Genomic DNA, 24,924 nt, shown 5'->3' with positions numbered 1-24,924 from the left:
GTCGTGACCGAGGGCCGGAGTTGTCCGCTGGCGTATCGCTACGATCCGGCGTCGCTGTGTTCTGAGCCGCAACAGGTGGCGGGGGACGTGCTGTATGTTATCGGCGGCCTGTACGGAAACCCTCATGCCCTGGATGAAATCGAGCGATTGGCGAGGGAGGAGGAGCGCCAGGGCCGTCAGGTGACGCTGGTGTTTAACGGGGATTTTAACTGGTTTAACGCCGCCGACGGGCTGTTCCGGGAGATCAACAATCGGGTGCTGGAGCACATTGTCAGCCTGGGCAACGTGGATTATGAGCTGGCCAATCCCAATGACGGCGCTGGCTGCGGCTGCGCCTATCCGGACTTCGTGGATGAGGGCGTCGTGGCACGTTCCAATGCCATCATGGAGCGGTTGCAGGGGGTGGCTGGAGAGCATTCCGACATTCAGGCGCGGTTATCTCTTTTGCCCCGTTATCGCTGCCTGTTATTTGGAGGCCTAAAGGTTTTGGTGATTCACGGAGATCCGGAATCCCTTGCCGGTTGGGGGTTGGCCCATGAATCCTTTGTGGCTGATAACGAGGCGAAGCTGACGGAGTGGTTCCGAGCCAGCGGTGCTGATGTGATTGTCTCCACCCACACCTGCCTGCCAGTACTGTGGTCGGGTACGGTGGGTGAGCGAAGTTGTGTGGTTGCCAACAACGGGGCAGCCGGAATGGGGAACCTGCGGCAGGACCCCCGCGGGCTGGTTACCCGGATTGGTCTGATGAGCCCCGTGGCTGAGCCGGTTGTCGGTTTTGAGCGCCAGGGCCTGAATGTCTCACTGCTACCCGTGGCCTATGATGTCGACGCCTGGTTGGAGCAGTTTGACCGGCTCTGGCCGGCGGGTTCAGCGGCCTCTGTGTCATACCGGGAGCGGATCGTTGGAGGGACTTCGATAACCGCTGATGACATTATGTTTCCCTCAGTGACGTCCTCAATGAGGTAACGAATTTGTCACTGGCGGTTGGTGTAATAATGTCTATTCTGAAGGTGAGAGGTAGTCACCGGGGTTGGCGGCCCCGGAGCGCCGACTTGAAATATATTTTGTGGTCTATATAATTTAACGCTAACTTTTTGAGGCGAATCGATCACGTTATGACATCAGAAGGCTCGAATACCACCGCCATCACCCTCCGCACGCCGGTCAAGGATGATGGCTACAGGCTTCATCAGTTGGTGGCACAATGCCCCCCGCTGGACCCCAACTCAATTTACTGCAACCTTCTGCAGTGCAGCCACTTTGCCGAAACCGGCGTGGCCGCGGAGATAGACGGCGATCTGGTCGGCTTTATTTCCGGATATATTCCCCCCCAACAGCCCGAAACCGTTTTTGTCTGGCAGGTGGCCGTTCACGAGAAAGGTCGTGGGCAGGGTCTTGCCAAGCGGATGCTGAAGGCGATTGTGGCCAGGGATGCGTGCAAAGACGTGACCCACATGGAAACCACCATCACCGAAGACAATGAGGCTTCCTGGGCGCTGTTCCGGTCCTTTGCCCGTGACATGGGTGCTGAACTGACCTACCACGAGCACTTTGAGAAAGACACCCACTTTGGCGGCAAGCACGACTCCGAGTTCCTGCTCCGCATCGGGCCTTTCACAAAGTCGGCGTAGCAGCCTTCCTGAACGATCGATACCCCTGTTTGGACTAGCCGGCAGATTGCTGAGGTGAATCTGTCACAACGGCTTCAACCAACGTGCTACCGCACAGTTACCTCGAACCTGACATGCTAAGAGGCAAGACAATGGAACTTTTCAAGTCGACCGAATCCGAAGTACGCGTTTACTCCCGTGCCTTTCCGGTGATTTTTAACCGTGCCAAGAACGCACACCTGTACACCGAAGATGGCAAGGAATACCTGGACTTCCTGGCCGGCGCCGGGTCACTGAACTATGGCCACAACAACGACATTCTCAAGAAAGCGCTGCTCGAGTACATTGAAAGCGATGGTGTCAGCCAGGGTCTGGATATGTTTACCACCGCCAAGCACGATTTCATCGAGTCGTACAAAAAGCACATCCTGGACCCCCGTGGCCTGGACTACAAAATGCAGTTTACCGGCCCTACCGGCACCAACTGTGTGGAAGCGGCCCTGAAACTGGCCCGCAAGGTGAAAGGCCGTAATGGCATCGTGTCCTTCACCAACGGTTTCCATGGCGTCACCATGGGCGCGGTCGCGGCCACAGGCAACAAGCACCATCGTGGTGGCGTTGGCACCCCGCTGGGCAATGTGGACTTCATGTTCTACGACGGCTACCTGGGTGAGAACGTAGATACCCTGGAAATCATGGACAAGGTGCTGTCCGACGGCTCCTCCGGTTTTGAACTGCCGGCAGCGGTCATCGTTGAAGCGGTGCAGGGCGAAGGCGGATTGAACGCCGCTCGTGCCGAATGGCTGCAGGGCCTGGAGAAGTTGTGCAAGAAGCACGACATTCTGCTGATTGTCGATGATATTCAGGCAGGCAACGGCCGTACCGGCGAGTTCTTCAGCTTCGAATTTGCGGGCATCAAGCCGGATATCGTGACGGTGTCCAAGTCGCTGAGCGGCTACGGTCTTCCGATGGCACTGGTGCTGTTCAAACCGGAGCTTGATGTCTGGGGGCCGGGTGAGCACAACGGCACCTTCCGGGGCAACAACATGGCCTTTGTAACCGCCCGCGCTGCGGTTGAGACCTATTGGAAAGACGATGCCTTTGCCAATGAAGTGAAAGCCAAGACCCAGGTACTGGCTGAAGGGCTGCAGGCAATCTGTGACAAGTACCCGGGCGAGTTCAAGATGAAAGGCCGGGGCATGATGCGTGGCATTGAAGCCACCCACGCCGAAGTGACGGACAAGATCACCGGTCGGGCTTTTGAGAAGGGTCTGATTATTGAAACCAGCGGCCCCAATGACGAAGTAATCAAATGCCTGATGCCGCTGACCACCAGCGAGGATGATCTGCGCAAAGGTGCTAAACTTCTTGGTCAAAGCGTGGACGAAATCATGCAGGAAGGAATGAGCAAGGCGTCCTGAGACACTCGCCATTCCCCAAAACTCATTCTGCAGGATAACGACGGTAACACTATGACTAGCGAACAACACACCGTAGAGAAAATTGGCGGCACCTCCATGAGCAATTACGAGGCGGTGCGCGACAACATCATTCTCGGCGGGCGCGAACAGGACGATCTCTATCAGCGCATCTTCGTGGTTTCCGCTTATGGCGGTGTCACCGACGAACTGCTGGAGCACAAGAAAACCGGTGAGCCGGGCGTTTATGCCCTGTTTGCCGACGCGGAGTCGGATTGGGCCTGGGGCGATGACCTCACCAAACTGATCCAGTTCCTGACCGACATCAATGGCGAGCTGTTCCCGGACCCCATGCTCAAGCAGCAGGCGGACCAGTTCATCACCGACCGCATCGAAGGCGTTCGCGGTTGCCTGATTGATCTGCAGCGGCTGTGTTCCTACGGGCAGTTCCAGCTTGAGGAACATCTGCTGACGGTTCGTGAAATGCTGGCCGGCATTGGTGAGGCCCACAGTGCTTTCAACACCGCCTTGAAGCTTCAGCAGGAAGGCATCAACGCGCGGTTTGTGGACCTGACCGGGTGGCGCGACAACGAACTGCTGCCGTTGGATGAAAAGCTCAAGCAGGCGTTCGATGCGGTGGATCTGAGCCGTGAGTTGCCGATCGTGACAGGCTATGCCCAGTGCAAGGAAGGCCTGATGCGCACCTTTGACCGCGGTTACAGCGAGATGACCTTCAGCCGGGTCGCGGTGATTACCAACGCCCGCGAAGCGATCATCCACAAGGAATACCACCTCAGCTCCGCTGACCCCAACATTGTCGGTGCGGACAAGGTCGTTCCCCTGGGGCGCACCAACTATGACGTTGCCGACCAGTTGGCGAACCTTGGTATGGAAGCTATCCACCCGCGCGCTGGCAAGGGCATGCGTCAGAACGAAATTCCGCTGCGGGTGATGAACACCTTCGAGCCGGAGCACACCGGTACGCTGATCACCGGCGACTATGTCAGTGAAAAGCCTCAGGTAGAGATCATCGCCGGTAACAAAGGCGTGTTTGCCATTGAAGTGTTCGATCAGGACATGCAGGGCGAGCCCGGTTCCGACCGTCGCATTCTGGAAGTGCTGGGTCGCTTCAAGGTGCGCTTCGTATCGAAGGACACCAACGCCAACACCATTACCCACTACGTGGACAGCACACTCAAGCACGTCAAACGAGTGGTCCGGGCACTGAAAGACGAGTTTCCCAACGCCGAAATCAGCACTCGCAAGGTGGCGATCGTGTCTGCCATTGGCAGTGACATCAAGGTGTCGGGCATCCTGTCTCGATCAGTCAAGGCTCTGGCGGACGAGGACATCAGCGTTCTGGCCCTGCACCAGTGCATGCGGCAGGTGGACATCCAGTTCGTGGTGGACGAAGACGCCTATGAGAAGACCATCGTGGCGCTTCACGGTGCGCTGATTGAGCCTCATAACCACGAGTACGCGATCGTTGCGGCCTAATCTGCGAGTTTCTCTGCGTCGGTAATTGCCGCACTGACGGTCTGTGCCCCCGGCAACGGGGGATCCATGACTCTGTTCCGCGCGTATTCTCTGTAAATTTGCGATCGGAACCTGTGCCATGACTGATGTTCAGAGCCCGGGGCCGTCTCCGACCATAGCCCATTCCGGCGAAACGGAATCCCTGGTGGGGCTGTACTTCAGGGATGCGTCCCGTTACGAATTGCTTACCAATGAGAGCGAACGCCGACTTTCACGGCGACTGACCTTCTGCTATCGGATCATATCTGCTGAGCTGTCCTTGCCAGAAGGTACCCCCCAGACATTCCGCGAAGTGGTCGGAAGCCTGGGCGACGCCTGTGCTTTTTCGACGCGATGTCGTCGTGCTTACCATCTTGCCACCTCAAGTCGCCAGCGGCTGATTCGCAGCAATCTCCGTCTCGCGGTGCATATCGCAAGGCGCTATGCCAATCGCGGCATTCCCATGTCGGATGTCATTCAGGATGCCAACGTGGGTCTGATCAAGGCCGTGGAGCGGTTTGATCCTACCAAGGGCTTTCGTTTTTCGACCTATGCCTACTGGTGGATCAGCGAAGAGGTGAAGCGATGCATGAAGCGCGGAACCCGGCTTGTGCACACCCCTGAAAATGTGGTCGATGAAATCCGCCTGTTGCAGAGAACATCCCTGGCTCTGTACCAGACGTTGGGTCGCACGCCGTCGCAGACCGAACTGGCGCGGGAAATTGAGGTGTCGCCGTCTCGCATTGGTGAACTGCGGGCGCTGGCCAGTATGGAAGTGTCGGTGGATCTACCGGTGAGCACGGAGGGTAATATTACGCTGGGGGAGAGCCTCAGCGCAGACGATCAGTCCGCGCCGGACCACGACATGGCCCAGCGTGACCGCAAGCGGACACTGGCCACTCTTTTGGCGGAACTGAGCTCGCGGGAAAAGGATGTCTTGGCCAGGCGTTACGGACTGGACCTCCCAGAGCCGGAGACCTTGCAGGTCATCTCTGATGATCTGGGAATAAGTCGGGAGCGGGTGCGGCAGATAGAGAAAAGTGCCCTGAAAAAGTTGCAGGGCCGATTCGTCGACCCTAATGAGGAGGTTCGGGGTTAGTGTCCGGAGCGGGGTTCGGCTGGCTTAGCCCTGAGCCATGACGAACCAGACGCCCGCCGCAACCTGACAGACCAGCACGACAGCCGTCAGTGCCAGCCGCAATTTCAGATACCAGTCCGGCCAATAGCCTTTCATCCAGCGGGCGTCGACCACGTAGAGCGCGACATAGGCCAGTGTATAAACAACAATCTGGGCGGCTACAGGCAGCAGCAGGCCAATGCCGGCGGTGATGAAGAACACTTGGCTCAACAACATGGTTACCAGGGGAGAAATCGGGTAGCACCGGTTCTCAAGTTGCATCGCCAATGGCCAATAGATGCCCGCCATAAAGGCCAGAATGCCCGCGCTGTACAGGTAGAAGTAGCTGGAGATGGCCACGCTGTGTTCAGGCAACGCAAAAAGCCCGAGAATGGCAGCAAGGAACGGCAGGAGGCCGCCAATGCCGACGACAATCGCCAGTCTGGCGACGGCAATCACGAGTGTTTCCCCTGAACCCTAGTCCGCATAGGTCCGATAGCGGTGGGCTCCATGCCCACCCTCTCAATGGCCGGGTTGGTCGACTGCCTGAGTTCTTCCAGGGTTATTCTCACCGTATGACTCTCACCATAAAACGCGGGGATGATGTGCTACCCACGGACTTACGAGCAACGGATCGTTTGGGATCATTCCAGTCGTGTAACGCCGCGGCAATAAGCGTCAGACATTATTCGCGAGTTCGCGGCAGGCGGCGTGTTGGGGGCACTGAACGAGGTGGTCATTGACCATGCCCGTAGCCTGCATGAAGGCATACACAATGGTGGGCCCGACAAAGTTGAAGCCGCGTTTTTTCAGTGCCTTGGACATGGCTTCGGCCTCGGGTGTGTAAACCGGTACGTCGGTAAAGCGCTGCCAGCGATTCTGGATAGGCTCTCCACCGACAAACGACCACAGGAAGTCGCTGAACGAGTGGCCCTGATCCCGTAGCTCCAGGTAGCCTCGGGCGTTGCGAATGATGGACTCAACTTTCAGGCGGTTACGGACGATGCCGGTGTCCTGAAGCAAAGCGTCGACTTTGACCTTGTCATAACGGACGATTCGTTCAGGTTCGAAATGGTCGTAGGCGGCGCGGTAGTTGTCCTGTTTCTTGAGTATGGTGATCCAGCTCAGGCCCGCCTGCTGGCCGTCGAGACACAGCTTTTCAAACAGCGCCAGGTCGTCGTATTCGGGCCGGCCCCATACGGTGTCGTGGTAGTGAACGTAGAGTGGGTCATCGCCACACCAGGGACAGCGTTGTTGATCATCCATAGTCCTGCCTTCTCGCCTGAGGTTGGTGGAGCCGTGCGGGTTACGGCTGTAGACGGTCGATGTGCCAGCCATCGCCCTGTCTGACGTATTCAAAGCGGTCATGCAGGCGGCTCGGCCGCCCCTGCCAGAACTCGATTCGTTCCGGCACCACGCGGTAACCGCCCCAGAAATCGGGTAGCGGGATCGCCCCGTCCTTGAACCGTCGTTTCATCTCGGCCACTTTCTGTTCCAGCAAACCGCGGGAGTTGATTGCCCTGCTCTGTTCCGATACCCAGGCACCAATCTGGCTGCCCCTGGGGCGTGAGGTGAAGTACCTCAAGGATTCGGATTTACTGACTTTTTCCACATGGCCCTGAATCCGCACCTGGCGGTTCAGCCCGATCCAGGGGAACAGCAGGGCGGCTTTTGGATTTTCGGCCATTTCGTGGGCCTTGCGGCTGCCGTAGTTGGTATAGAACACGAAGCCCGCGTCGTCGAAGTATTTCAACAGGACGGTTCGTATGTCGGGCATACCGTCTCCGCCCGAAGTGGCCAGTGACATCGCATTGGGCTCCAGAATGCCGGCCTCACGGGCATCCTCGAACCAGGCCTGGAATTGTCTGACGGGATTGTCATCAAGGGCATTGCGCTCGAGGCCTTCGCTTTCGAAGTCGCGGCGCATATCACTAATATCCATCCGGGTTTCCTGAATGAGGGATTTCGTTGCCTGGTACGGTGAAAACAGAATATCGGGTTCGTCGCTCCATGTCAGTCCATCCCCCTCATCATCACCCTCCCTATCACCCTCTCCATCCCCTCCAATCAACCCATCCGGCTGACAAACCGGTGACTGGCGGGCTATCCTTGATGAACAGATTGGCGACAGGTCGCGCCTGTCAGCAATGAAAAACAAGGAGAGCCCGGTGGCTGTGAACCGCAAACGACGATTGTCTGCCAGAAATATCTCGATAGTGGTACTGGTGCTTGTGGTGCTCTATGCCATTGCCGGGTATGCGCTACTGCCGTGGTGGCTGGAGCGAACGCTGCCGGAGCGGCTGGAACAACATATGGGGTGGCAGGCTGGAATTGAGGAGATCCAGGTGAACCCTTTCACCATGAGCGTTGAAGCCGTTGGGCTGGAGGCCAGGGACGCTGGAGGGGAACCGGTGGTTGCCTTTGACAGCCTTTATGCCAACCTCGGCGTCTGGCGATTGCTCACCGGAATCATCGCGCTGCAGGACATCGAACTGGAAGAACCCTACGTTCGCCTGGATTTGCTGGAGGACTACAGCGTTAACTTTGCCCGGGACTGGCAGGCCAACAATCCGGGTGGCGAAGAACCGGCGGCCGAGGCGGCGGATTCCGGAGAGCCGCCCAGAATCTATTTCGACCGGATCAGGGTCTCGGGTGGCGAACTGCTGTTCCGGGATTTCAGCCAGCAAGGCCAGGAGGAATTCCGGGTTACGCCCCTGGATATCGCATTGAACGACCTGGCAACCTGGCCCCGTGAGGACGCCGACAGCAACTATTACCTACTGGCGGCGGTCGGCAGCCAGACCATTGAGTGGGAAGGGAACCTGAGCATTGCCCCTCTCTATTCGAAAGGGTTCCTCAAACTGGGTGACGTGTCCCACGAAACCCTGCAGCATTTCCTCAAACCCTATCTTCCCTACCAACTGCGAAGCGGCAGTGTGACACTCAGCTCGCAGTACGAATTGCGTTCTGCCGGTAACCTGTATCTGACCACCTCTGAGGGCCAGCTCACGATCGAAGATGTCGATCTCGGCCTTGAGGCCGAAACCGATGAGGCCGAAACCGAAAATGGGCTGCTGAGCGCGGACCGTTTGAGCGTGGGGGATATCCGTTTCGGGCTTAACGAACAGGAGCTGTCCACCGGCACTGTGAACATCGATGGTGTCAGCTTGTCCCTGCGCAGGGATTCGAATGGACAGCTCAACGTGTTGGCGCCATTCCAGAATAGTGCGGACGAATCAGGCAGTGACGATGGCGGCACAGGTGCGCCTTTCCGCTGGACGGTGGCCGGCGTGGAACTGGCCAACAGCGCCGTGAATTGGCGGGACGAGCAGCCGCCAATGCCCGCCGACCTGGCCCTTGAGGACCTGTCGATCACTATTGGTGAGATGTCCCATCGTCTGGAGGAACCGGTCAATTACAACGCCAGTGGTGCATTGAACGGAGGTGGGAGACTGTCGATCAATGGCCAGGCCACGTTGGCACCTTTTACGTTGGAAGCCGGGCTGTCTGGCAGCGGAATTGCCCTTTCTCAGTTTGGCGCCTATATCAACCAGGCGGCGAACCTGGAGGTCAGGGATGGTCTGTTGTCTGTCGATGGCAATCTGGACCTGGATCAACAACGGGACCCGCTGACGGGTACTTTTAGCGGCACTGGCGAGGTGGCCTCTCTGGATATGCGCCTTGGCGACAGTGATCAGCCCCTGATCCGCTGGCAGAGTGTGCGCCTGGAGCCATTGGAGTACAACGTCGCGCCAGCACGGCTGCAGATTGGCACCATTACCCTGGTGGGGCCTGCGATAAACGTGGTTCGCGACAGCAACGGCGTTCATAATGTTGAGCGGATCGTCAGGTCCTCGCCGTCGGATAAGCCCGCGCCAGTTGGAGAAACAGCCGGTAGCGACGGCGAACCCGGTTTTATCTTCCGTATTGGCCAACTGATGTTGGAAGAAGGTGTTATCTCCTACACCGATCGGACCCTGGACCCGACGTTCGCAACCCGGTTCGACCAGCTGCGCGGATCGGTGACCGGGGTTAGCAACGTGGCACCGCAACAGGGTCAGATCTCGATCCAGGGGCGGGTTGGCGATGTCGCAACCATGACGCTGGACGGTTCCGTGGGCGCTCTGGGCACTGACGATACCAGCGATCTGAAGCTAACCATGGAAAACGTCTCCCTGCCCATGCTGTCGCCGTATTTTGGTCGTTACCTGGGGTACAGCGTGGACAGTGGCAAACTCAAGCTTGATCTGGATTATGAGTTTTCCGGCAGCCGCCTGGATGCTGCCAACAGCGTCATCCTGGACCGGCTGGAGCTTGGGGGCCCCGTTCCGAGTGACGAGGCCGTCAGTGCACCGGTCAAGCTTGGCCTGGCGTTGCTGCGCGACCGGAAGGGTGTCATCGATATCAACCTGCCCATCAGCGGAGACCTGGAAAGTCCGGACTTCAGTATCGGCCAGGTTGTTATGAAGACATTCGTAAACCTCGTGGCCAAAGCCGCCACTTCGCCATTCAGCATGCTGGGTTCGATTGCGGATTTTGCCGGCCTGTCGGGAGAAGAACTGGGCAGTGTGCGTTTTGAGGCGGGGCGCACCGAGCTTGCCGAGGGGGAAGGCGTAAAACTGGAAGCATTAGGCAAGGCTTTGAGTGAACGCCCTGGTCTGGCGCTCAACGTTCGTGGAGCGGTCGCGCCAGAGACAGACGGAGATGCGTTGCGGCGGCAGAAATTGTTTGAGCAACTGGGCATCGCGAATGGAGCTGCCGCGTCAGCGCGCATCGCTCGGCTTGAGCAGGCATACGCGGATTCGGATTATGTGTCGTCGGTAGAGTCTTTCCGAAACGATGTTGCCGGCGGGAATGCAGAACCTGGGGAATGGGAACAGGCGTTGGTGAAGCGGCTGATAGCGGATATCGAACTGCCGCCAGAGGCCTTGGGCAATCTGGCAACATCCCGGGGCGTATGGCTCCGGGAGCAAATGCTGCAGGAGCATGGAGCATCAGATAATCAGGTATACCTGCTTGACCCTGTGCGCGATGCCACGGCCGATGAGGCCGGCACCGTAACCATCAGCTTCGAGCTGGATGTGCGGTGACAGCGGCTGGGATCAAGGCGTTGCCGGCTCAGGGATGCCTGGCGGTAACTGGAGATCGCGTTTATCGACAAATTGCTGGTACCGCCCGTCTTTGAATAGAGGCGACAGCAGTTGCTCCAATGTGTCTGCGTCGATGGGGCCGTTTTCCCGTGCCATGATATGGAGGAGATAGGTCTGATCGGGGGTATCGGACACCAGGAACCTGCCACTGTCCTCGGGATTGTCGTTCAGGTGGCTCTGAAGGTAGGAGCGACTGACCACGGCCACTTCGGCCAATGACGGTCGGTCCGCCTTGATCAGTTCAAGGTTACGGCTGTGGCTGTGGGAAAACTCGATACTGAATCGTTTCTCAAGCTCGGCGTTATCCGTAGACAGGCCGGCAAAGCCATAGTGATAGCCCGAGATGGCAACGAGGTGTCGCTCGGTGACGTTGTCAAAGAAGCTTTGGTCACGGTCGGGTTTGTTGAGGGCGACATAGACGTCTTCGTCCATCAGAATCGGTCGGGAGGTGTTAACGGGCAGGTTTTCCCAGCCCCAGCTCGGGTTCTCAAAGAAAATAACGTCGTACAATCCCGCGTCGAAGTCCATGTGTCTGCGTTTTGGGGAGGTGTAGACAATCCGGAAAGTGACGTTGTCGTTGGTTGATTCGAGCTCTCTTAGCACATCACCGAGTAGGCCCTCCACCTGGTTGTTACTGTCCACACCAGCAACCGGGGGGAAGTTGTAGACACCGACGGCGATGTCGGTTTGGGCCGAAGCAGTGGTTGTAAAACCGATCGTCAACGTTAAGCCCAGTACCACAAGGGCGACTTTCCGTAGATGTCTGCGCTTAAATCGGAGTTGGAGTTTCAAAGTAAAGTGCTTCCCGGCATCAAGGTTTGAACGTTCATTCACATTACCACTGTTTAATCTTAGTCAAAAGAGGCCAACTATAAACTCATGCAAAACGTGAAGCGCCCAATATGAAACGCCCTCTCAGTCATTTTTTTGCCTATGTGTCTCGCCTGCGGTGGATCAAGCGATGGGGGTTGATGCGTAACGCGATTGAGGAAAATGTTGCCACTCATTCCTGGGAGGTGGCTACCCTGGCCCATGCGCTTGCGATTATCCGTAACCGGCATTTTGGCGGGCAGGTCAACGCTGACCGGATCGCTGCCGCAGCGCTCTACCACGATGCCACAGAGGTTATTACAGGCGATATGCCGACACCGGTCAAATACCATTCTCAGGTTATGCGGGAAGCGTTCGGAGACATCGAGCACAAGGCGGAGGCCGAGCTGCTGGCGCTGCTGCCGGCGGATCTGCGGGAGGATTTTGCGCCTTATATTCGCGAATCCAGATGGGAACAGGAGGAGAAAGAATTGATCAAGGCGGCCGACCGGCTCTCGGCGTTGTTGAAATGCCAGGCTGAAATTCAGGCGGGTAACAAGGAGTTTGAGCCAGCGGCGGGTCATATCCTGAAAAAACTCGAGGATGACGCCCTGCCAGAAGTGATGTATTTCCTGGAAGTGTTTGCGCCGGGTTATCAGCGGCCCCTCGACAACCTCTTGGAATAGAGGTTGTCGAGGCTGCTGAGTGTCCGGGTGTTCTAGCTGTTGCCGGCTGACGCCACCATGCCACCGCGCAGGCCGTCCTGCTTCACGCTCTGGCGCACGATGTCTTCGGGGCTGCCCGCCAGCTCCCGGAACATGCCCATGGAACCCAGCAGGGCGGATGATTCGTAGGGCACGAAGACCCGTTCCCCTTCCTTGGCCATGTTCGGCAGCACCTTGATGTAGCTTTGCCCCAACAGATAGCCGATTACGGTCTGCTTGTTCTCTTCGGTGTCACCCATGGCACTCAAGACCAGACGGATGGACTCCTGCTCACCCTGGGCACGCAGGATAGCTGATTCCTTGTCGCCCTGAGCGTTGAGGATGGCGGATTCCCGCTGGCCTTGGGCCATGGCAATGGCGGCAGACTTCTCACCTTCGGCTTCGGTCACCGTGGCGCGACGCTTACGCTCGGCGGCCATCTGCAGGCGCATGGCCTCTTCCACCTCTTCCGGCATGCTGATGTCCTGAACCTCGACGCGAGTCAGCTTCACACCCCACTTTGATGCCGCTTCTTCCATTTCGGCCTGGATGGCGTTGTTCACTTCGCTACGGGATTCAAACAGCTTGTCCAGCTCCATCTTGCCCACCACAGAACGCAGGGTGGTTTTGGCCAGAACCTCGACCGCCTGGCTCATGTTGGCCACTTCGTATACCGCACGGCGTGGGTCGATAATCTGGTAGTAAAGCGCGCCGTTGATGTTCACGGTGACGTTGTCGGTGGTCACCACCGGCTGACCGGGGAAATCCATGACGGTTTCGCGGCGGTCAATGCGGGTTTCGAAGCTGCTGCTTGGGTGGTACTCGTCGCCGATGCGCACGTAGCGGGTCATGGTGATGGCGCGTGGGCGCTCAATGAAAGGGATGATGATGTTAACACCACTCTCCAGTATGCGATTGAATGACCCTAGCCGCTCGATCACCATCACTTCGGACTGGCGCACAATCACCAGGCCCTTGGCGATGATGAAAATGCCAATGGCGACGAGAATAAGGCTGATCACCAGCCCTGGGGAAACTACGTTTTCCATGTTTACTGCTCCTTTTGAGTGATCGTGTGAACAACGGCCGTAGTGCCATCAAAACGTTCGAAAATGACCTCGGTGCCTGCGGGCAGTTCGGTCATGCCGGTATCGCTTGTACGCAGGCGATAGAAGTCGCCGTTGACCTTGATGCCACTGGCGCCGTCAAAGTCGCGCTTCAGCGTGCGGTACTGTTTGCCCTGCTCGACGCCGGTGCCGGTTGTCCCGTAAGCGACCCCCTTGGGGGAAAACCTCGGTTTGATCCAGCGAATGGCAATGGGCACCAGAATCCCCGAAAACACGCCCATACCCACCAGCTGCCATTCAAAGGGGGCACCGAGAGCGGTCAGCAGCGCCGTCAAAGCAGCTGCGATACCCAGTGCCAGTAGCACCAGCACACCGGACGTCAGTTCTGCGAGACTCAACACGAGCGCGAGTATCAGCCAGAAATGCGTGAGACTCCATTCCATACAGCAATATCCACTAGTGACAGGAAAAAGGGTTGGCCAGGAGATTGTTATCAAACCCGGTCAACGTCGTCCCGGATTGTGCACATTCGTGGGGAAGGAGTCACGACTTTCGTGGTGCTGCTGAACCTTGTGCGCGGGTGGCCCGAATGCCCCGGTCATAGGCGCGTTTTTGCCATATCCAGCGGCGCGACACCTGTTAGAGTAAGCAACACATCGCACAACAAGAGGTCATCGACCATGAAAGATCTGAACAACAGGGTAGCCGGCGCGGGTTCCGGCATAGGCCGGGCACTGGCTGTGGCCCTGGCGGAAAAGGGCTGTCGACTGGCGCTTTCCGATGTCAACGAGACCGGCCTTGCGGAAACCGCAGCTGGCTGCAGCGGGGCGGAAGTTCGCACCTACACCCTGGATGTGTCAGACCGGGATGCCATCTACGCGCATGCTGAGCAGGTCGCCAAGGAGTTCGGCCAGGTAAACCTGGTGATTAACAATGCCGGGGTTGCCCTGTCGGCGTCGGTGCGTGAGATGACTGACGAGGACCTCAAGTGGGTCATGGACATCGATTTTTGGGGCGTTGCCCATGGCACTCGGGCTTTCCTGCCGCACCAGATAGCCTCTGGGGATGGTCACGTGGTGAATATTTCCAGCGTGTTCGGACTGATTGGGGTACCCAAGCAAAGCGCCTATAACGCGGCTAAATTCGCGGTTCGTGGCTTTACTGAATCTCTGCGACAGGAAATGAAGTTGGAAAAGCAGCCGGTCGCGGTGAGTTGCGTTCATCCAGGTGGCATCCGCACCAACATTGCGAATGCGGCGCGCATGGGCAAGTCGGAGAACGCCGAAGCCCAGCGTAAGGGCTTCGACAAGCTCGCCATGACCACTCCGGACAAGGCTGCGAATATCATTGTTCGCGGTATTTTGAAGGATGAGTCCCGAATCCTGGTCGGGCCCGATGCCTGGGGCATTGATGCCCTGAACCGGGTTCTGGGGTCCGCCTACCAGCCTCTGGTTGAGCGTTTTTCACGGAAAAATCTTTACGTCTGAATCCTGTTTCATGCTTGCCGTATGTCGGTGGTTCTGCGGCAGTTCGCCGGGGTGATTGAAGCCCGGTGACTGCCGCTGTATATTTTACATACAGCCACCGATACTCCAATCTCGCTGTATTTCAGGGAAAGAGGCAGCATGAACACTTCTCAGCACCCGGACCTTGGTGCGTCGCTTGAACAAAGCCGCTCAGGCCTCCGGGACACCCACCGTCGCTCGCTGATGCGAGCGCTGTTCCTTGTGACCGGTTCTGCACTGGTGGTTTTTGGCTGCCTGCAAATTCTGAACGGCTATATCTGGCTCGCGACAGGGGAACTCATTGCGAGCCTGATTCTGTTCTTTGGGATCACCCGAATCAATCGCACGCCTCGCCTTCAGGTGTGGATCTACAGTTATCTGGTGACGGGATTTTCCTTCGCCTTGCTGATCATGCTGGTACCCGAAGCCTCGGTGTCTGCCTTCGTGTGGGTGCTGATGATACCGGTTCTGGCGTATTTGCTGTTGGGAAAGAGAGAAGGTTTTCTGCTCAGTGCGCCGTTCATGGTGGCAGGCTGTATCACCTTCTACTTTCACCTGGAGTTTGTCGCTGATGCCGGCGGCGTGATCGATCTGCTAAACATGGTGCTCTGCGCCATCCTGATGCTGGGTTTTATCCATCTATACGAAACCCGTCGTGAGGAAGCCGAGCAGAAGTTGTTCACCCTTGCACAGACCGATGCGCTTACCGGACTGGCCAACCGTGCGAACTTCCAGAGCACGCTGGACCGCACCCTCGCGGAGTGCGCCCGCAGTGGCTCGGGATTTGCCCTGGTTATTATGGACATCGACCACTTCAAGGTCGTGAATGACACCATGGGCCATGACGCTGGCGACCATGTTCTGCAAAACATCGGCAAGCAGCTCACCGAACGTCTGCGCATCACTGATGCAGTGGGGCGATTGGGTGGCGAGGAATTCGGGTTGATTTTGCGGGATGTGAAACTCGAGGATTCTTTCCAGTTGATGGACGAGTTGCGTCAGCGTATTGCCGACAGCGAACTACCCTATGGTGATGCCCTGATCCGGGTGACCGCATCGTTCGGAATTGCACATTATCCCGATCATGCCATCGAAGCCGAGACGTTGTTCCGGATTGCCGACCGCTGCCTGTTCAGCAGCAAACGGGCCGGGCGCAACAGGGTCGCCAGGGCGGGCCTTTCGCCGGTCAAAGGCCCGCTTGCGACAGCACGGACTTAGTGATCATCCAGGGTTACTGACATACAGGGTTACTGAATAGTCCGGCGATTTCCCTTCTGATACTGCGGGGCAATGTACTCGTTGATCTGCTCCTTGAAACGGGCGATCAACTCGCTGTTGTCATGGTCCCAGGGATGGAATCCGGGCTTGAAGTATTCCAGCCATGTGGGAATCAGGCTGGAGAAGGTTCCGTTTTTCCCCCACATCCGCCACAAGCCACGGGCAGAGTCCTTCAGTGAGAAGCTCTTCGGATCATTCAGCATCATTCGTGTGGTGAAATAACTGGCCATCACACCCAACGCGGCTGTGCTGAACGCCAGGTAGAACGTACGCTCGGCGTAAGTGCCACCCACCTGTTGGAACACATCGTAAGTGACTGCTTTATGCTCGGTTTCCTCAATGGCGTGCCACACCCACAACGGGCGCATGGTTTCGTGCATATCCTCACGTACGTCGCTGCGCGCCAGCAGCATGTCCGCCATCATTGCGGTCATGTGTTCCAGGGCACAGGTGATGGCCAGTTGGTGTCGCTTGGGCAGCTTCTTCGCAATGCCCAGAACTACTTCCAGGTGTTCTTCCAGTTCCTCCACCGGCATGCCCTGATCCCGCACATGCTGGTTCATGGACTTATGTTCCAGCGAATGCATGGCTTCCTGGCCGATAAAGCCCCTGACTTCTTTTTTCAGCTTGGGATCGTTGATCTGGTCCTGGTAGTAACGCACCGCATCCACGAAAAACTGCTCGCCCTGCGGGAACAGCACAGACAGGGCGTTCATGGTGTGACTCAGGATGTAGCTGTTGTCCAGCCAGTAGTGGGGAACCTTTTCCCCGAATTCAAACCCCATACGCTGTGGCTTGATGGCAACGTTGTCCGGGGTGCGTGCAACCGGCTTTGACTCAGTGGTTTTCGTTCTCAGCATGTCATTACTCCTGCGCTTGGGCGCTATGGCTGATGGGATGGGACCAGTGTGTGTGAGTCAACGCGGGCTTTGAATGCGAAAAGGGGACGGCCATCGTGGAGGAAGGGCCAGGGTCGGCCTCAATTGACTATGCTGACGTGGTGGTCGGTGCCTCCAGTCACAGTGTGGCTGTGCCGGGCTTCTGATAGCATCGGTGGCAGTGAGTCTTCCCACAACAAACCTCACACAACGAAAAGGAACCTGCATGGCGAACCCGGGCCCGGAAAAAGAACGGCAGATGCTGGGACTGTTCCTGGTTCCCGGTGTTTACCTCCGGGTGCTGGCGGATGTGGTGCGGCAGTTGGGCCATAACGACCGTGTTCTGTATGAAGACATGGCGTTCACACCCCAGGATCTGAAGTCCAATGACAGTCGGGTGTTTGTCACCGACGCCATCGTAATGGTGGAACGTGCCTTGACCCTGGCGGGAAAAGACGGCCTGAGCTTCACGTTGGCGCGCGAGCTGCGGGTCACCATCCATGGCACCCTAGGGTTCGCTGCCCTGACCAGCCCTACCCTGGCCGGTGCCCTGGATTCGGTGCGGCGCTATCTGCAACTGCGAGTGCCCTTTCTCACCATGACCCTGACGGATACTGGCGACCATGTGCTGGTGCGCTTACGCACGGAATTTGACGTGCCCACCCAGTACCGCTTTCTGGCAGAAACCGTCAGTGCCACCCTGATGATGCTGGCGGAGCAACTGATCGACCGTGACGACGCTGAAAAACGCGGATTTGCTGTGGTGAGCGGCAAACTCCCGGGTGTGAAAGTACAGCTAACCTCACCGGAGCCAGCCTATTACAGCAAGTTCGCGCCCCAGTTGCCGGTGCCTTTCGAATACGGCCAACCGGAGGAGACCATGGTGTTTCCCAAGGGCCTGTTGGATACCCGAATGCGACTGGCGGATGCGGAAGCATCTCGCATGGCAAGGGATCAGTGTGAATTCGAGCTGCAGAAGGCTTTGAAAGACCAGGGCGACATCACCTACGCCATCCGCAACATGCTCCATGTGATGCCCGGGCCGTTGCCGTCCCTGGAGGCCATGGCGGAGCGCTTCTGCGTGTCGTCCCGTACGTTGAAGCGGCGGCTGGCGGAAAAGGACACCACCTACCGTGAAATTGTGGAAGCGGTGCTGAAAGACCGAGCCATCCAGCTCCTGAGGTACACCAACCAGTCCGTCAGTGAGATCGCCTATGAGCTGGGCTACGCGGACCTGTCCAACTTCAGCCGGGCCTTCCGCAAATGGACGGGCAAGTCGGCCAGCGAGTTCCGCGAAGGCGGCCCGGACCCGGCACCCGAGGTCGGCCCCTGACCACGCCCCTGCTAATGCGACAGATTAAAAATGCTGTGCTAGCTTAAAAGTTCGCTACAGAAAAACAGCAGTCCATGGCCACTCGGCTGTCTGACTGGCTCACTAACGCATTGAGTGGGGTCTGTGGATGCCACCTTTCGTCAACGGATACATCCGTTTCGTGGATGCCGTGAATTACCGTGTTGGTCGAGCGGTGATGTACGGCATCTTTGTCATGGTCGCTATTCTGCTGTGGTCGTCCATTTCCAAAGCCTTCTTCCTGCCCTCGTTATGGACGCTTGAAGCTGCGCAGTTTGCCATGGTGGCGTATTACATTCTGGGCGGTCCCTATTCAATCCAGCTGGACGCCAATGTACGCATGGACCTGTTTTACGGCAGTTGGTCCGTCCGTAAAAAAGCCTGGTTCGATGTCTTCACCATTTTCTTCCTGATTTTCTTTCTGGGCGTGCTTCTTTATGGCGCCTACGACAGCACCAGCTATGCGATTCAATACGGCGAACGCAGCCCATCCGCGTGGCGCCCCTACATGTGGCCGATCAAGGTGGTGATGTGCATCGGCTTCTCACTCATGTTGTTGCAAGCGGTATCGGAGCTTCTCAAAGACATCGCCCGCATTCGGGGAGAAGACATCTGATGTCTTACGATCTCATCGCTTTTTTCATGTTCGCCTCGATGATGTTGATGCTGATGACCGGCCAGCGGGTGTTTGGGGCAATCGGTGCCGTCGCGGCAGCGTCAGCGCTGGCGCTGTGGGGAACAGGAGGCTCCGATATTCCGTTCTCATCCGCCATGAAGCTGATGAACTGGTATCCGCTGCTGACGCTGCCGATGTTTATCTTCATGGGCTACGTGCTGTCGGAATCAAAAATCGCCGACGACCTCTATCGAATGTTCCATGTCTGGATGGGGCCGATTCATGGCGGGCTCGCTATTGGCACCATTGGCTTGATGGTGCTGGTGTCGGCCATGAACGGTTTGTCGGTTGCCGGTATGGCCATTGGAGCCACCATCGCCCTGCCCGAATTACTCCGGCGGGGGTATGACAAGCGTATGGTGACCGGCGTGGTTCAGGCCGGTTCATCGCTGGGCATTCTGGTGCCGCCCTCGGTGGTGCTGGTGCTGTACGCCATGATTGCACGCCAGCCGGTGGGGCAGCTCTGGCTGGCGGGCGTTGTGCCCGGGCTGATCATGGCAATGATGTTTATCATCTACATTGCCGTGCGCTGTCGCCTTCAGCCGGAACTCGGGCCTGTGCTGCCAAAAGAGGAACGCCAGGTCAGCCTGGGCGAGAAGTTACGCCTGCTACGTGCCGGCGTTCTCCCGGTGGTTATTTTCGCTTCCATGATGGTGCCGTTCGTCAAAGGCTGGACCAGTCTGGTGGAAAGTTCGGCCATCGGTGCCATGGCGGCATTTGTCGCGGCGATCCTCAAGCGCCGGATGAACCGGGCCGTGTTTGAAGCGTCTGTGCGCCAGACGCTGGCCATTTCCTGTATGTTCATGTGGATCATCCTCGCTGCCCTCGGTTTCGGTGCCGTGTTTGACGGGCTGGGCGCGGTGAAGGCCATCGACAATCTGTTTACCGAGCAACTGGGGCTCAACCCCTGGATGATCCTGATCATGATGCAGTTATCGTTTCTGTTGATGGGTACCTTCCTGGACGATACCGCAATGCTGGTGATTGTGGCGCCCCTGTACGTGCCGTTGGTCGCAGCTCTTGGCTTTGATCTGATCTGGTATGGCGTGCTCTACACGATTACCACCCAGATTGCCTACATGACGCCGCCTTTCGGTTACAACCTGTTCCTGATGCGGGCCATGGCGCCGCCGGAAATTTCACTGCGCGATATCTACAGTTCAATTCTCCCGTTTGTCTGCGTGATGCTGGTGGCACTGTCGCTGATCATGGCCTTTCCACAGATTGCGCTCTGGCTGCCGGAGTACGTTTACAACCGATGATCCGTCAACGTTTTTGGATGAACACGAATGTCGAGTAACACCCCGGAAGCCGGGTTGGCTTCCATAACAAGCGTCAGTCAAGGAGGTCGCCATGACCACAAGACGTAACTTTCTCGCATCAGCATCCGTAGCAGCACTGGCCGGGGCCGCCGCCCTCACGCCGCCCAGACTTTACGCCCAGGAGCCAAAAATACGATGGCGGCTGCAAACCTACGCCGGGCCGGCCCTGGCAGAGCATGTGGTCAAACCGGCGATCGACAGTTTCAACCGTATTGCCGGCAAAGAGATGCAGATCGAGCTCTATTTTGCCGATCAGCTTGTTCCCACGGGGGAACTGTTCCGTGCCATGCAGAAAGGCACCATTGACGCGGTTCAGTCCGATGACGATTCCATGGCATCGCCCACCGAGGTCACTGTTTTCGGTGGCTACTTCCCGTTCGCCAGCCGCTATTCGCTGGACGTGCCCGTGCTGTTCAATCAATACGGACTGAATGAAATCTGGGACGAAGAGTATTCCAAGGTGGGCGTGAAACACCTGTCCGCCGGTGCCTGGGATCCCTGCCATTTTGCCACCAAAGAGCCGATTCACAGTCTCGAGGACCTCAAAGGCAAGCGCGTCTTCACCTTCCCCACTGCCGGCCGTTTCATGAGCCAGTTCGGGGTGGTACCGGTTCAACTGCCCTGGGAAGACATCGAAGTCGCGGTGCAGACAGGTGAGCTGGACGGTATCGCCTGGTCCGGCATTACCGAGGACTACACGGTGGGCTGGGCGGACGTAACGAATTACTTCCTGACCAACAACATCTCTGGTGCCTGGGCGGGATCCTTCTTCGCCAACATGGACCGCTACAACGAGCTTCCGGATCACCTCAAGGAGCTGCTCAAGCTGACCATGGACAGCTCACATTATTACCGCCAGTGGTGGTATTGGGGAGGCGAGGCCAAACTGCGTACAGACGGCACGAAGATGAAGTTGACCACCATTCCGGACAAGGAGTGGGCAGAAGTTGAAAAGGCCGCGCGCGTGTTCTGGGACGAGGTTGCCCAGGAATCCGAAACCAAGGCCCGGGTGGTCAAAATCCTCAAGGAATACAACGAGAAAATGGAGAAGGCGGGGCGGCCCTATCGGTATACCTGAGCGGGTCGCGGAGCAACCCTGCGTTCAGTGGCGATCATTCCTGGATCAAACCGTCACTGAACGCGGCGTCTTTTAGCCTAACTGATATTGCGGAGCGGTGAGATGGCAGCTCAACTGTCTTTTAAAGAACTGAAAACGTGTGTCGAGGACGGCACAATTGATACCGTCGTGGCCGCGATCCCCGATATGCAGGGGCGTCTCATGGGTAAACGCTTCCAGGCCCAGTACTTTATCGACACCGCCTGGGAAGAGAGTCACTGTTGCAAGTACCTGGTGGCCACCGATCTGGAAATGACAACGGTGGAGAACTATGCCTCAACCAGTTGGGCGGCCGGTTACGGCGACTATGTAATGAAGCCGGATCTGACCACACTGCGGCGCCTGCCGTGGCTTGAGGGTACCGCCTTCATCCTGTGTGACCTGATTGATCACGCCACCCATGAGCCCGTACCACACTCGCCCAGGGCGGTACTGAAAAAACAGCTGGAGCGGCTGTCGGCTATGGGGCTGCAGATGACCACGGCGACCGAACTGGAGTTTTTCATTTTCCGGGAGACGTTTGAGGAGATGCAGAAGCGTCAGTATCACCATATGACGCCCATCAGCCCCTATAACGAGGACTACCACATCTTCCAGACCACCCGTGAGGAAGACGTGATGCGGCCCATCCGCAACGGGCTTTATCAGGCAGGCATCACTGTTGAGAGCAGTAAGGGCGAGGCAGACGCCGGGCAGGCCGAAATCAACATTCATTACTCAGACCCGCTCACCATGGCCGACACCCACGTTCTGGTGAAGAACGCCGTCAAGGAAATTGCATGGCAGCACGGGCGAAGTGTTAGCTTCATGGCCAAGTGGAGTCACAGCGCCGCCGGGTCATCCAGCCATATCCATCAGGCTCTCTCGGACAGTACCGGAAAATCAGTGTTCTATGATCCCAGTGGCGCCCATGGCATGTCTAAAACCATGGAGCATGCGCTGGCCGGGCTACTGGAATACGCCAACGACACCACCTTCTTCCTCGCGCCTTATGTGAATTCGTACAAACGATTTGCCGCCGGAACCTTTGCCCCGACCAGTACGGTCTGGTCCATCGACAACCGTACCGCCGGTTACCGCGTTGTCGCACCGAATACCGACGCCGTGCGGGTGGAGTGTCGGATCGGCGGGTCGGACCTCAATCCGTATCTGGCGTTGGCGTCGCAGATTGCCGCCACCATCGCCGGCATCGAAGGCAAGCTCGAGCTGGAACCGGAGTTCTCCGGCAATGCGTATGGCGCCGAGTCTGCCCGCAGTATCCCCTCCACGTTGAGAGCAGCCACCGATTCGTTGCGCGGCTCAAACATGCTGCGGGAAGCCATGGGCAACGACGTCATTGATCACTACGTGCGTTGTGCGGAGTGGGAGCAGGAAGATTTTGATCGTGTTGTTACCGATTACGAAGTCAAACGTGGATTTGAGCAGGCGTAGGAAACAGCTATGAGCACCACCATTCAATGCATATCGCCCATCGATGGTTCCGTGTACGTGGAGCGCACAACGCTTTCTCTGGAAGCCGCGCGGGAGGCGCTCGCCAGGGCAAAAAACGCACAGCCGGACTGGGCCGCCCTGCCGCTGTCGGAACGGGTTCAACGGGTTCGCGACGGCATCGCCCGGCTGGGTGACATGAATGACGACATCGTGGAGAAACTGGCCTGGCAGATGGGGCGGCCCGTGCGCTATGGCGGCGAATTCGGGGGCGTGGACGAGCGTGCCGGGATGATGGCCGATCTGGCGGAAGAAGGGCTGGCTTCCATCGAGATTGAAAACAGCGCCGCCTTTCACCGCTACATTCGGCGCGAGCCTCATGGCGCGGTGCTGGTTGTCGCGCCATGGAATTATCCCTACATGACGGCAGTGAACACGGTTGTTCCTGCGCTGATTGCCGGTAACGCCGTATTTCTCAAGCATGCCTCACAAACGCCCCTGGTCGGTGAGCACATGGCTGAGGCGTTCCACGCCGCCGGCGTGCCCCGGGAGATCTTCCAGAATGTATTTCTGTCCCACGAGACCACTTCCGCGCTGATCGCGGAAAAAGCCTTCGGTTTCGTGAATTTTACCGGTTCGGTGAATGGGGGCCAGGCCATCGAACGAGCCGCTGCCGGCACTTTTACCGGCGTTGGGCTGGAGCTTGGCGGTAAGGACCCCGGTTATGTGATGGACGATGCGGATCTGGATGCCGCCGTGGAGACACTGATTGACGGCGCCATGTTCAACGCCGGCCAGTGTTGCTGTGGCATTGAACGTATTTACGTCGCCGAGAACCTGTTCGATGCGTTCGTTGAGAAATCCGTCGCCATCGTCAGTGCCTACCGGCTTGGCAATCCGCTGGACAGGGATACAACACTCGGCCCGATGGCGCATGTCCGATTTGCCGACCATGTCCGGGAGCAGACTGCAGAAGCCGTTGCCAGCGGGGCTCGGGCCCTGATCGCCCCCGAGCTTTTCCCTGAACAGGGCGGGGCCTATCTGATGCCGCAAATCCTGATCGACGTGGATCATTCCATGCGGGTCATGCGGGAGGAGTCCTTTGGCCCGGTGGTTGGCATCATGAAAGTCAAAGATGACGCCGAGGCGGTCGCGTTGATGAACGACAGCGAATTCGGCCTGACCGCGTCACTGTGGACCAAAGATATTGACCGCGCCACGCGGGTGGCCGATCAGATTGAGACCGGCACGGTGTTCATGAACCGTTGCGATTACCTGGACCCGGCGCTGTGCTGGACCGGTTGCAAGAACACCGGTCGTGGTGGTGGGCTTTCGATCATCGGCTACCATAACCTGACGCGCCCGAAATCGTATTACCTGAAAAAACCGGTGAACTGATATCCGGATCAACAGACAACCCTATTCTCTGACGAGGGGCTGACAATGACACTCTCCGCAAACTGGTCCTACCCCACGGATATCCGCTTTGGCGCCGGTCGCATCGCTGAACTCGGTGAATGCTGCGCGGAGGCCGGCATTAAACGGCCGTTGCTGGTGACCGACAGGGGGCTGGCAAACCTGCCCATCACCCAGCGGACGCTCGATTTAATGGAGCAAGCCGGTCTTGGGCGGGCCATGTTCTCGGACGTTGACCCCAATCCCACGGAAATCAACATGGAAGCGGGCCGGCACGTCTTCCTCGACGGCAACCATGACGGGGTCATCGCCTTCGGCGGCGGCTCAGGGCTGGACTTGGGCAAACTGCTGGCCTTCATGTCCGGTCAGACCCGGCCAGTGTGGGATTTCGAGGATATTGGTGACTGGTGGAGACGCGCGAATACCGACGGGATCGCCCCCATCATCGCGGTACCGACGACCGCAGCACCGGGTCGGAGGTCGGTCGAGCCAGCGTCATCGTCAACAGTCAGAGCCACGTCAAAAGATCATTTTTCATCCCGAATACTGCCGTCGATCGTGA

Annotated in this window: 23 protein-coding genes; 16 read left to right on the top strand and 7 right to left on the bottom strand. The window is 57.8% G+C overall.

The features are described 5' to 3' along the window. The first annotated feature begins 3 nt into the window (after window positions 1-3). The 5 genes from MDG893_RS16025 to MDG893_RS16005 all read left to right on the top strand — a co-directional run bounded on the left by MDG893_RS16025 (window position 4) and on the right by MDG893_RS16005 (window position 5,642). Complete coding sequence (locus tag MDG893_RS16025) at window positions 4-966, top strand: metallophosphoesterase family protein (protein WP_007154859.1); 963 nt, start codon at window positions 4-6, stop codon at window positions 964-966. Between the two features lie 149 nt (window positions 967-1,115). Next, window positions 1,116-1,631 carry a diaminobutyrate acetyltransferase gene (gene ectA / locus MDG893_RS16020; RefSeq protein WP_007154858.1) on the top strand — a complete coding sequence of 172 codons (516 nt, stop codon included), beginning with the start codon at window positions 1,116-1,118 and terminating at the stop codon, window positions 1,629-1,631. 131 nt (window positions 1,632-1,762) lie between these two features. Next, a complete protein-coding gene (gene ectB, locus MDG893_RS16015; RefSeq protein WP_007154857.1) occupies window positions 1,763-3,031 on the top strand; it encodes a diaminobutyrate--2-oxoglutarate transaminase in 1,269 nt (422 codons plus the stop codon). 51 nt (window positions 3,032-3,082) lie between these two features. After that, entirely contained in the window at window positions 3,083-4,525 is a 1,443-nt protein-coding gene (locus MDG893_RS16010) for an aspartate kinase (protein ID WP_007154856.1), read from the top strand. A gap of 118 nt (window positions 4,526-4,643) precedes the next feature. Then, the gene (locus MDG893_RS16005; RefSeq protein ID WP_007154855.1) at window positions 4,644-5,642 is read left to right on the top strand and encodes a sigma-70 family RNA polymerase sigma factor; all 999 of its coding nucleotides are present in this window, start codon (window positions 4,644-4,646) and stop codon (window positions 5,640-5,642) included. Window positions 5,643-5,666: 24 nt separating this feature from the next. Here the strand turns inward: MDG893_RS16005 and MDG893_RS16000 are convergent, their stop codons facing one another. From MDG893_RS16000 to pdxH, 3 genes are all read right to left on the bottom strand, one after another. Further along, complete coding sequence (locus MDG893_RS16000; RefSeq protein WP_007154854.1) at window positions 5,667-6,119, bottom strand: DUF3429 domain-containing protein; 453 nt, start codon at window positions 6,117-6,119, stop codon at window positions 5,667-5,669. A 219-nt stretch (window positions 6,120-6,338) separates the two neighbouring features. Further along, window positions 6,339-6,926 carry a DNA-3-methyladenine glycosylase I gene (locus MDG893_RS15995; protein WP_007154853.1) on the bottom strand — a complete coding sequence of 196 codons (588 nt, stop codon included), beginning with the start codon at window positions 6,924-6,926 and terminating at the stop codon, window positions 6,339-6,341. A gap of 40 nt (window positions 6,927-6,966) precedes the next feature. Then, window positions 6,967-7,602 carry a pyridoxamine 5'-phosphate oxidase gene (gene pdxH, locus MDG893_RS15990; protein ID WP_040474691.1) on the bottom strand — a complete coding sequence of 212 codons (636 nt, stop codon included), beginning with the start codon at window positions 7,600-7,602 and terminating at the stop codon, window positions 6,967-6,969. Window positions 7,603-7,807: 205 nt separating this feature from the next. Here pdxH and MDG893_RS15985 point away from each other — a divergent pair, with 205 nt between their 5' ends. After that, window positions 7,808-10,750 (top strand): DUF748 domain-containing protein, encoded by a 2,943-nt coding sequence (locus MDG893_RS15985; RefSeq protein ID WP_007154851.1) that lies wholly within the window; start codon window positions 7,808-7,810, stop codon window positions 10,748-10,750. Window positions 10,751-10,762: 12 nt separating this feature from the next. On the opposite strand, the gene MDG893_RS15980 is transcribed toward MDG893_RS15985, so the two are convergent. Further along, window positions 10,763-11,551 carry a transporter substrate-binding domain-containing protein gene (locus MDG893_RS15980; protein WP_007154850.1) on the bottom strand — a complete coding sequence of 263 codons (789 nt, stop codon included), beginning with the start codon at window positions 11,549-11,551 and terminating at the stop codon, window positions 10,763-10,765. Window positions 11,552-11,712: 161 nt separating this feature from the next. On the opposite strand from MDG893_RS15980, the gene yfbR reads away from it, so the two are divergent. Then, on the top strand, window positions 11,713-12,306 hold the full coding sequence (gene yfbR, locus MDG893_RS15975) for a 5'-deoxynucleotidase (RefSeq protein WP_007154849.1): 594 nt from the start codon (window positions 11,713-11,715) through the stop codon (window positions 12,304-12,306). A gap of 32 nt (window positions 12,307-12,338) precedes the next feature. On the opposite strand, the gene MDG893_RS15970 is transcribed toward yfbR, so the two are convergent. Together MDG893_RS15970 and MDG893_RS15965 are read right to left on the bottom strand one after the other, a co-directional pair. Then, window positions 12,339-13,373 carry an SPFH domain-containing protein gene (locus MDG893_RS15970; RefSeq protein WP_007154848.1) on the bottom strand — a complete coding sequence of 345 codons (1,035 nt, stop codon included), beginning with the start codon at window positions 13,371-13,373 and terminating at the stop codon, window positions 12,339-12,341. A 2-nt stretch (window positions 13,374-13,375) separates the two neighbouring features. After that, window positions 13,376-13,834 carry an NfeD family protein gene (locus MDG893_RS15965; RefSeq protein ID WP_007154847.1) on the bottom strand — a complete coding sequence of 153 codons (459 nt, stop codon included), beginning with the start codon at window positions 13,832-13,834 and terminating at the stop codon, window positions 13,376-13,378. Between the two features lie 237 nt (window positions 13,835-14,071). On the opposite strand from MDG893_RS15965, the gene MDG893_RS15960 reads away from it, so the two are divergent. Both MDG893_RS15960 and MDG893_RS15955 read left to right on the top strand, forming a co-directional pair. Continuing rightward, complete coding sequence (locus tag MDG893_RS15960; protein WP_007154846.1) at window positions 14,072-14,878, top strand: SDR family NAD(P)-dependent oxidoreductase; 807 nt, start codon at window positions 14,072-14,074, stop codon at window positions 14,876-14,878. 138 nt (window positions 14,879-15,016) lie between these two features. Beyond that, window positions 15,017-16,114 (top strand): GGDEF domain-containing protein, encoded by a 1,098-nt coding sequence (locus MDG893_RS15955; RefSeq protein ID WP_007154845.1) that lies wholly within the window; start codon window positions 15,017-15,019, stop codon window positions 16,112-16,114. A gap of 29 nt (window positions 16,115-16,143) precedes the next feature. Here MDG893_RS15955 and MDG893_RS15950 read toward each other — a convergent pair whose 3' ends face one another. Then, entirely contained in the window at window positions 16,144-17,034 is an 891-nt protein-coding gene (locus tag MDG893_RS15950; protein WP_007154844.1) for a metal-dependent hydrolase, read from the bottom strand. A 244-nt stretch (window positions 17,035-17,278) separates the two neighbouring features. Here MDG893_RS15950 and MDG893_RS15945 point away from each other — a divergent pair, with 244 nt between their 5' ends. The 7 genes from MDG893_RS15945 to MDG893_RS15915 form a co-directional block, all read left to right on the top strand. Further along, a complete protein-coding gene (locus MDG893_RS15945) occupies window positions 17,279-18,385 on the top strand; it encodes a helix-turn-helix transcriptional regulator (protein ID WP_007154843.1) in 1,107 nt (368 codons plus the stop codon). A gap of 127 nt (window positions 18,386-18,512) precedes the next feature. Beyond that, on the top strand, window positions 18,513-19,019 hold the full coding sequence (locus tag MDG893_RS15940; RefSeq protein ID WP_007154842.1) for a TRAP transporter small permease subunit: 507 nt from the start codon (window positions 18,513-18,515) through the stop codon (window positions 19,017-19,019). After that, window positions 19,019-20,341, top strand: coding sequence for a TRAP transporter large permease (locus MDG893_RS15935; protein ID WP_007154841.1), 1,323 nt, complete (start codon window positions 19,019-19,021; stop codon window positions 20,339-20,341). Before MDG893_RS15940 ends, MDG893_RS15935 begins: the two co-directional genes overlap by 1 nt. A gap of 91 nt (window positions 20,342-20,432) precedes the next feature. After that, window positions 20,433-21,479 carry a TRAP transporter substrate-binding protein gene (locus MDG893_RS15930; RefSeq protein WP_007154840.1) on the top strand — a complete coding sequence of 349 codons (1,047 nt, stop codon included), beginning with the start codon at window positions 20,433-20,435 and terminating at the stop codon, window positions 21,477-21,479. Window positions 21,480-21,581: 102 nt separating this feature from the next. Beyond that, the gene (locus tag MDG893_RS15925; RefSeq protein WP_007154839.1) at window positions 21,582-22,949 is read left to right on the top strand and encodes a glutamine synthetase family protein; all 1,368 of its coding nucleotides are present in this window, start codon (window positions 21,582-21,584) and stop codon (window positions 22,947-22,949) included. 9 nt (window positions 22,950-22,958) lie between these two features. Beyond that, window positions 22,959-24,344 (top strand): aldehyde dehydrogenase family protein, encoded by a 1,386-nt coding sequence (locus MDG893_RS15920; RefSeq protein ID WP_007154838.1) that lies wholly within the window; start codon window positions 22,959-22,961, stop codon window positions 24,342-24,344. Between the two features lie 45 nt (window positions 24,345-24,389). Next, a partial coding sequence (locus MDG893_RS15915) for an iron-containing alcohol dehydrogenase (RefSeq protein ID WP_007154837.1) occupies window positions 24,390-24,924 on the top strand: 535 nt, incomplete at its 3' end.

It is taken from the genome of Marinobacter algicola DG893 (assembly GCF_000170835.1).
In the GTDB taxonomy this organism is placed as follows: domain Bacteria; phylum Pseudomonadota; class Gammaproteobacteria; order Pseudomonadales; family Oleiphilaceae; genus Marinobacter; species Marinobacter algicola.
This window is presented reverse-complemented; position numbering and strand designations above follow the sequence as displayed.

Excerpts from the sequence above, each read along its gene's own strand:
- ectA (WP_007154858.1), top strand. The coding sequence starts at position 1,116 with ATGACATCAGAAGGCTCGAATACCACCGCCATCACCCTCCGCACGCCG.
- ectB (WP_007154857.1), top strand. The coding sequence starts at position 1,763 with ATGGAACTTTTCAAGTCGACCGAATCCGAAGTACGCGTTTACTCCCGT.
- MDG893_RS16010 (WP_007154856.1), top strand. The coding sequence starts at position 3,083 with ATGACTAGCGAACAACACACCGTAGAGAAAATTGGCGGCACCTCCATG.
- MDG893_RS16005 (WP_007154855.1), top strand. The coding sequence starts at position 4,644 with ATGACTGATGTTCAGAGCCCGGGGCCGTCTCCGACCATAGCCCATTCC.
- MDG893_RS15995 (WP_007154853.1), bottom strand. The coding sequence starts at position 6,926 with ATGGATGATCAACAACGCTGTCCCTGGTGTGGCGATGACCCACTCTAC.
- pdxH (WP_040474691.1), bottom strand. The coding sequence starts at position 7,602 with ATGGATATTAGTGATATGCGCCGCGACTTCGAAAGCGAAGGCCTCGAG.
- MDG893_RS15985 (WP_007154851.1), top strand. The coding sequence starts at position 7,808 with ATGAAAAACAAGGAGAGCCCGGTGGCTGTGAACCGCAAACGACGATTG.
- yfbR (WP_007154849.1), top strand. The coding sequence starts at position 11,713 with ATGAAACGCCCTCTCAGTCATTTTTTTGCCTATGTGTCTCGCCTGCGG.
- MDG893_RS15970 (WP_007154848.1), bottom strand. The coding sequence starts at position 13,373 with ATGGAAAACGTAGTTTCCCCAGGGCTGGTGATCAGCCTTATTCTCGTC.
- MDG893_RS15965 (WP_007154847.1), bottom strand. The coding sequence starts at position 13,834 with ATGGAATGGAGTCTCACGCATTTCTGGCTGATACTCGCGCTCGTGTTG.
- MDG893_RS15960 (WP_007154846.1), top strand. The coding sequence starts at position 14,072 with ATGAAAGATCTGAACAACAGGGTAGCCGGCGCGGGTTCCGGCATAGGC.
- MDG893_RS15955 (WP_007154845.1), top strand. The coding sequence starts at position 15,017 with ATGAACACTTCTCAGCACCCGGACCTTGGTGCGTCGCTTGAACAAAGC.
- MDG893_RS15950 (WP_007154844.1), bottom strand. The coding sequence starts at position 17,034 with ATGCTGAGAACGAAAACCACTGAGTCAAAGCCGGTTGCACGCACCCCG.
- MDG893_RS15945 (WP_007154843.1), top strand. The coding sequence starts at position 17,279 with ATGGCGAACCCGGGCCCGGAAAAAGAACGGCAGATGCTGGGACTGTTC.
- MDG893_RS15940 (WP_007154842.1), top strand. The coding sequence starts at position 18,513 with ATGCCACCTTTCGTCAACGGATACATCCGTTTCGTGGATGCCGTGAAT.
- MDG893_RS15935 (WP_007154841.1), top strand. The coding sequence starts at position 19,019 with ATGTCTTACGATCTCATCGCTTTTTTCATGTTCGCCTCGATGATGTTG.
- MDG893_RS15930 (WP_007154840.1), top strand. The coding sequence starts at position 20,433 with ATGACCACAAGACGTAACTTTCTCGCATCAGCATCCGTAGCAGCACTG.
- MDG893_RS15925 (WP_007154839.1), top strand. The coding sequence starts at position 21,582 with ATGGCAGCTCAACTGTCTTTTAAAGAACTGAAAACGTGTGTCGAGGAC.
- MDG893_RS15920 (WP_007154838.1), top strand. The coding sequence starts at position 22,959 with ATGAGCACCACCATTCAATGCATATCGCCCATCGATGGTTCCGTGTAC.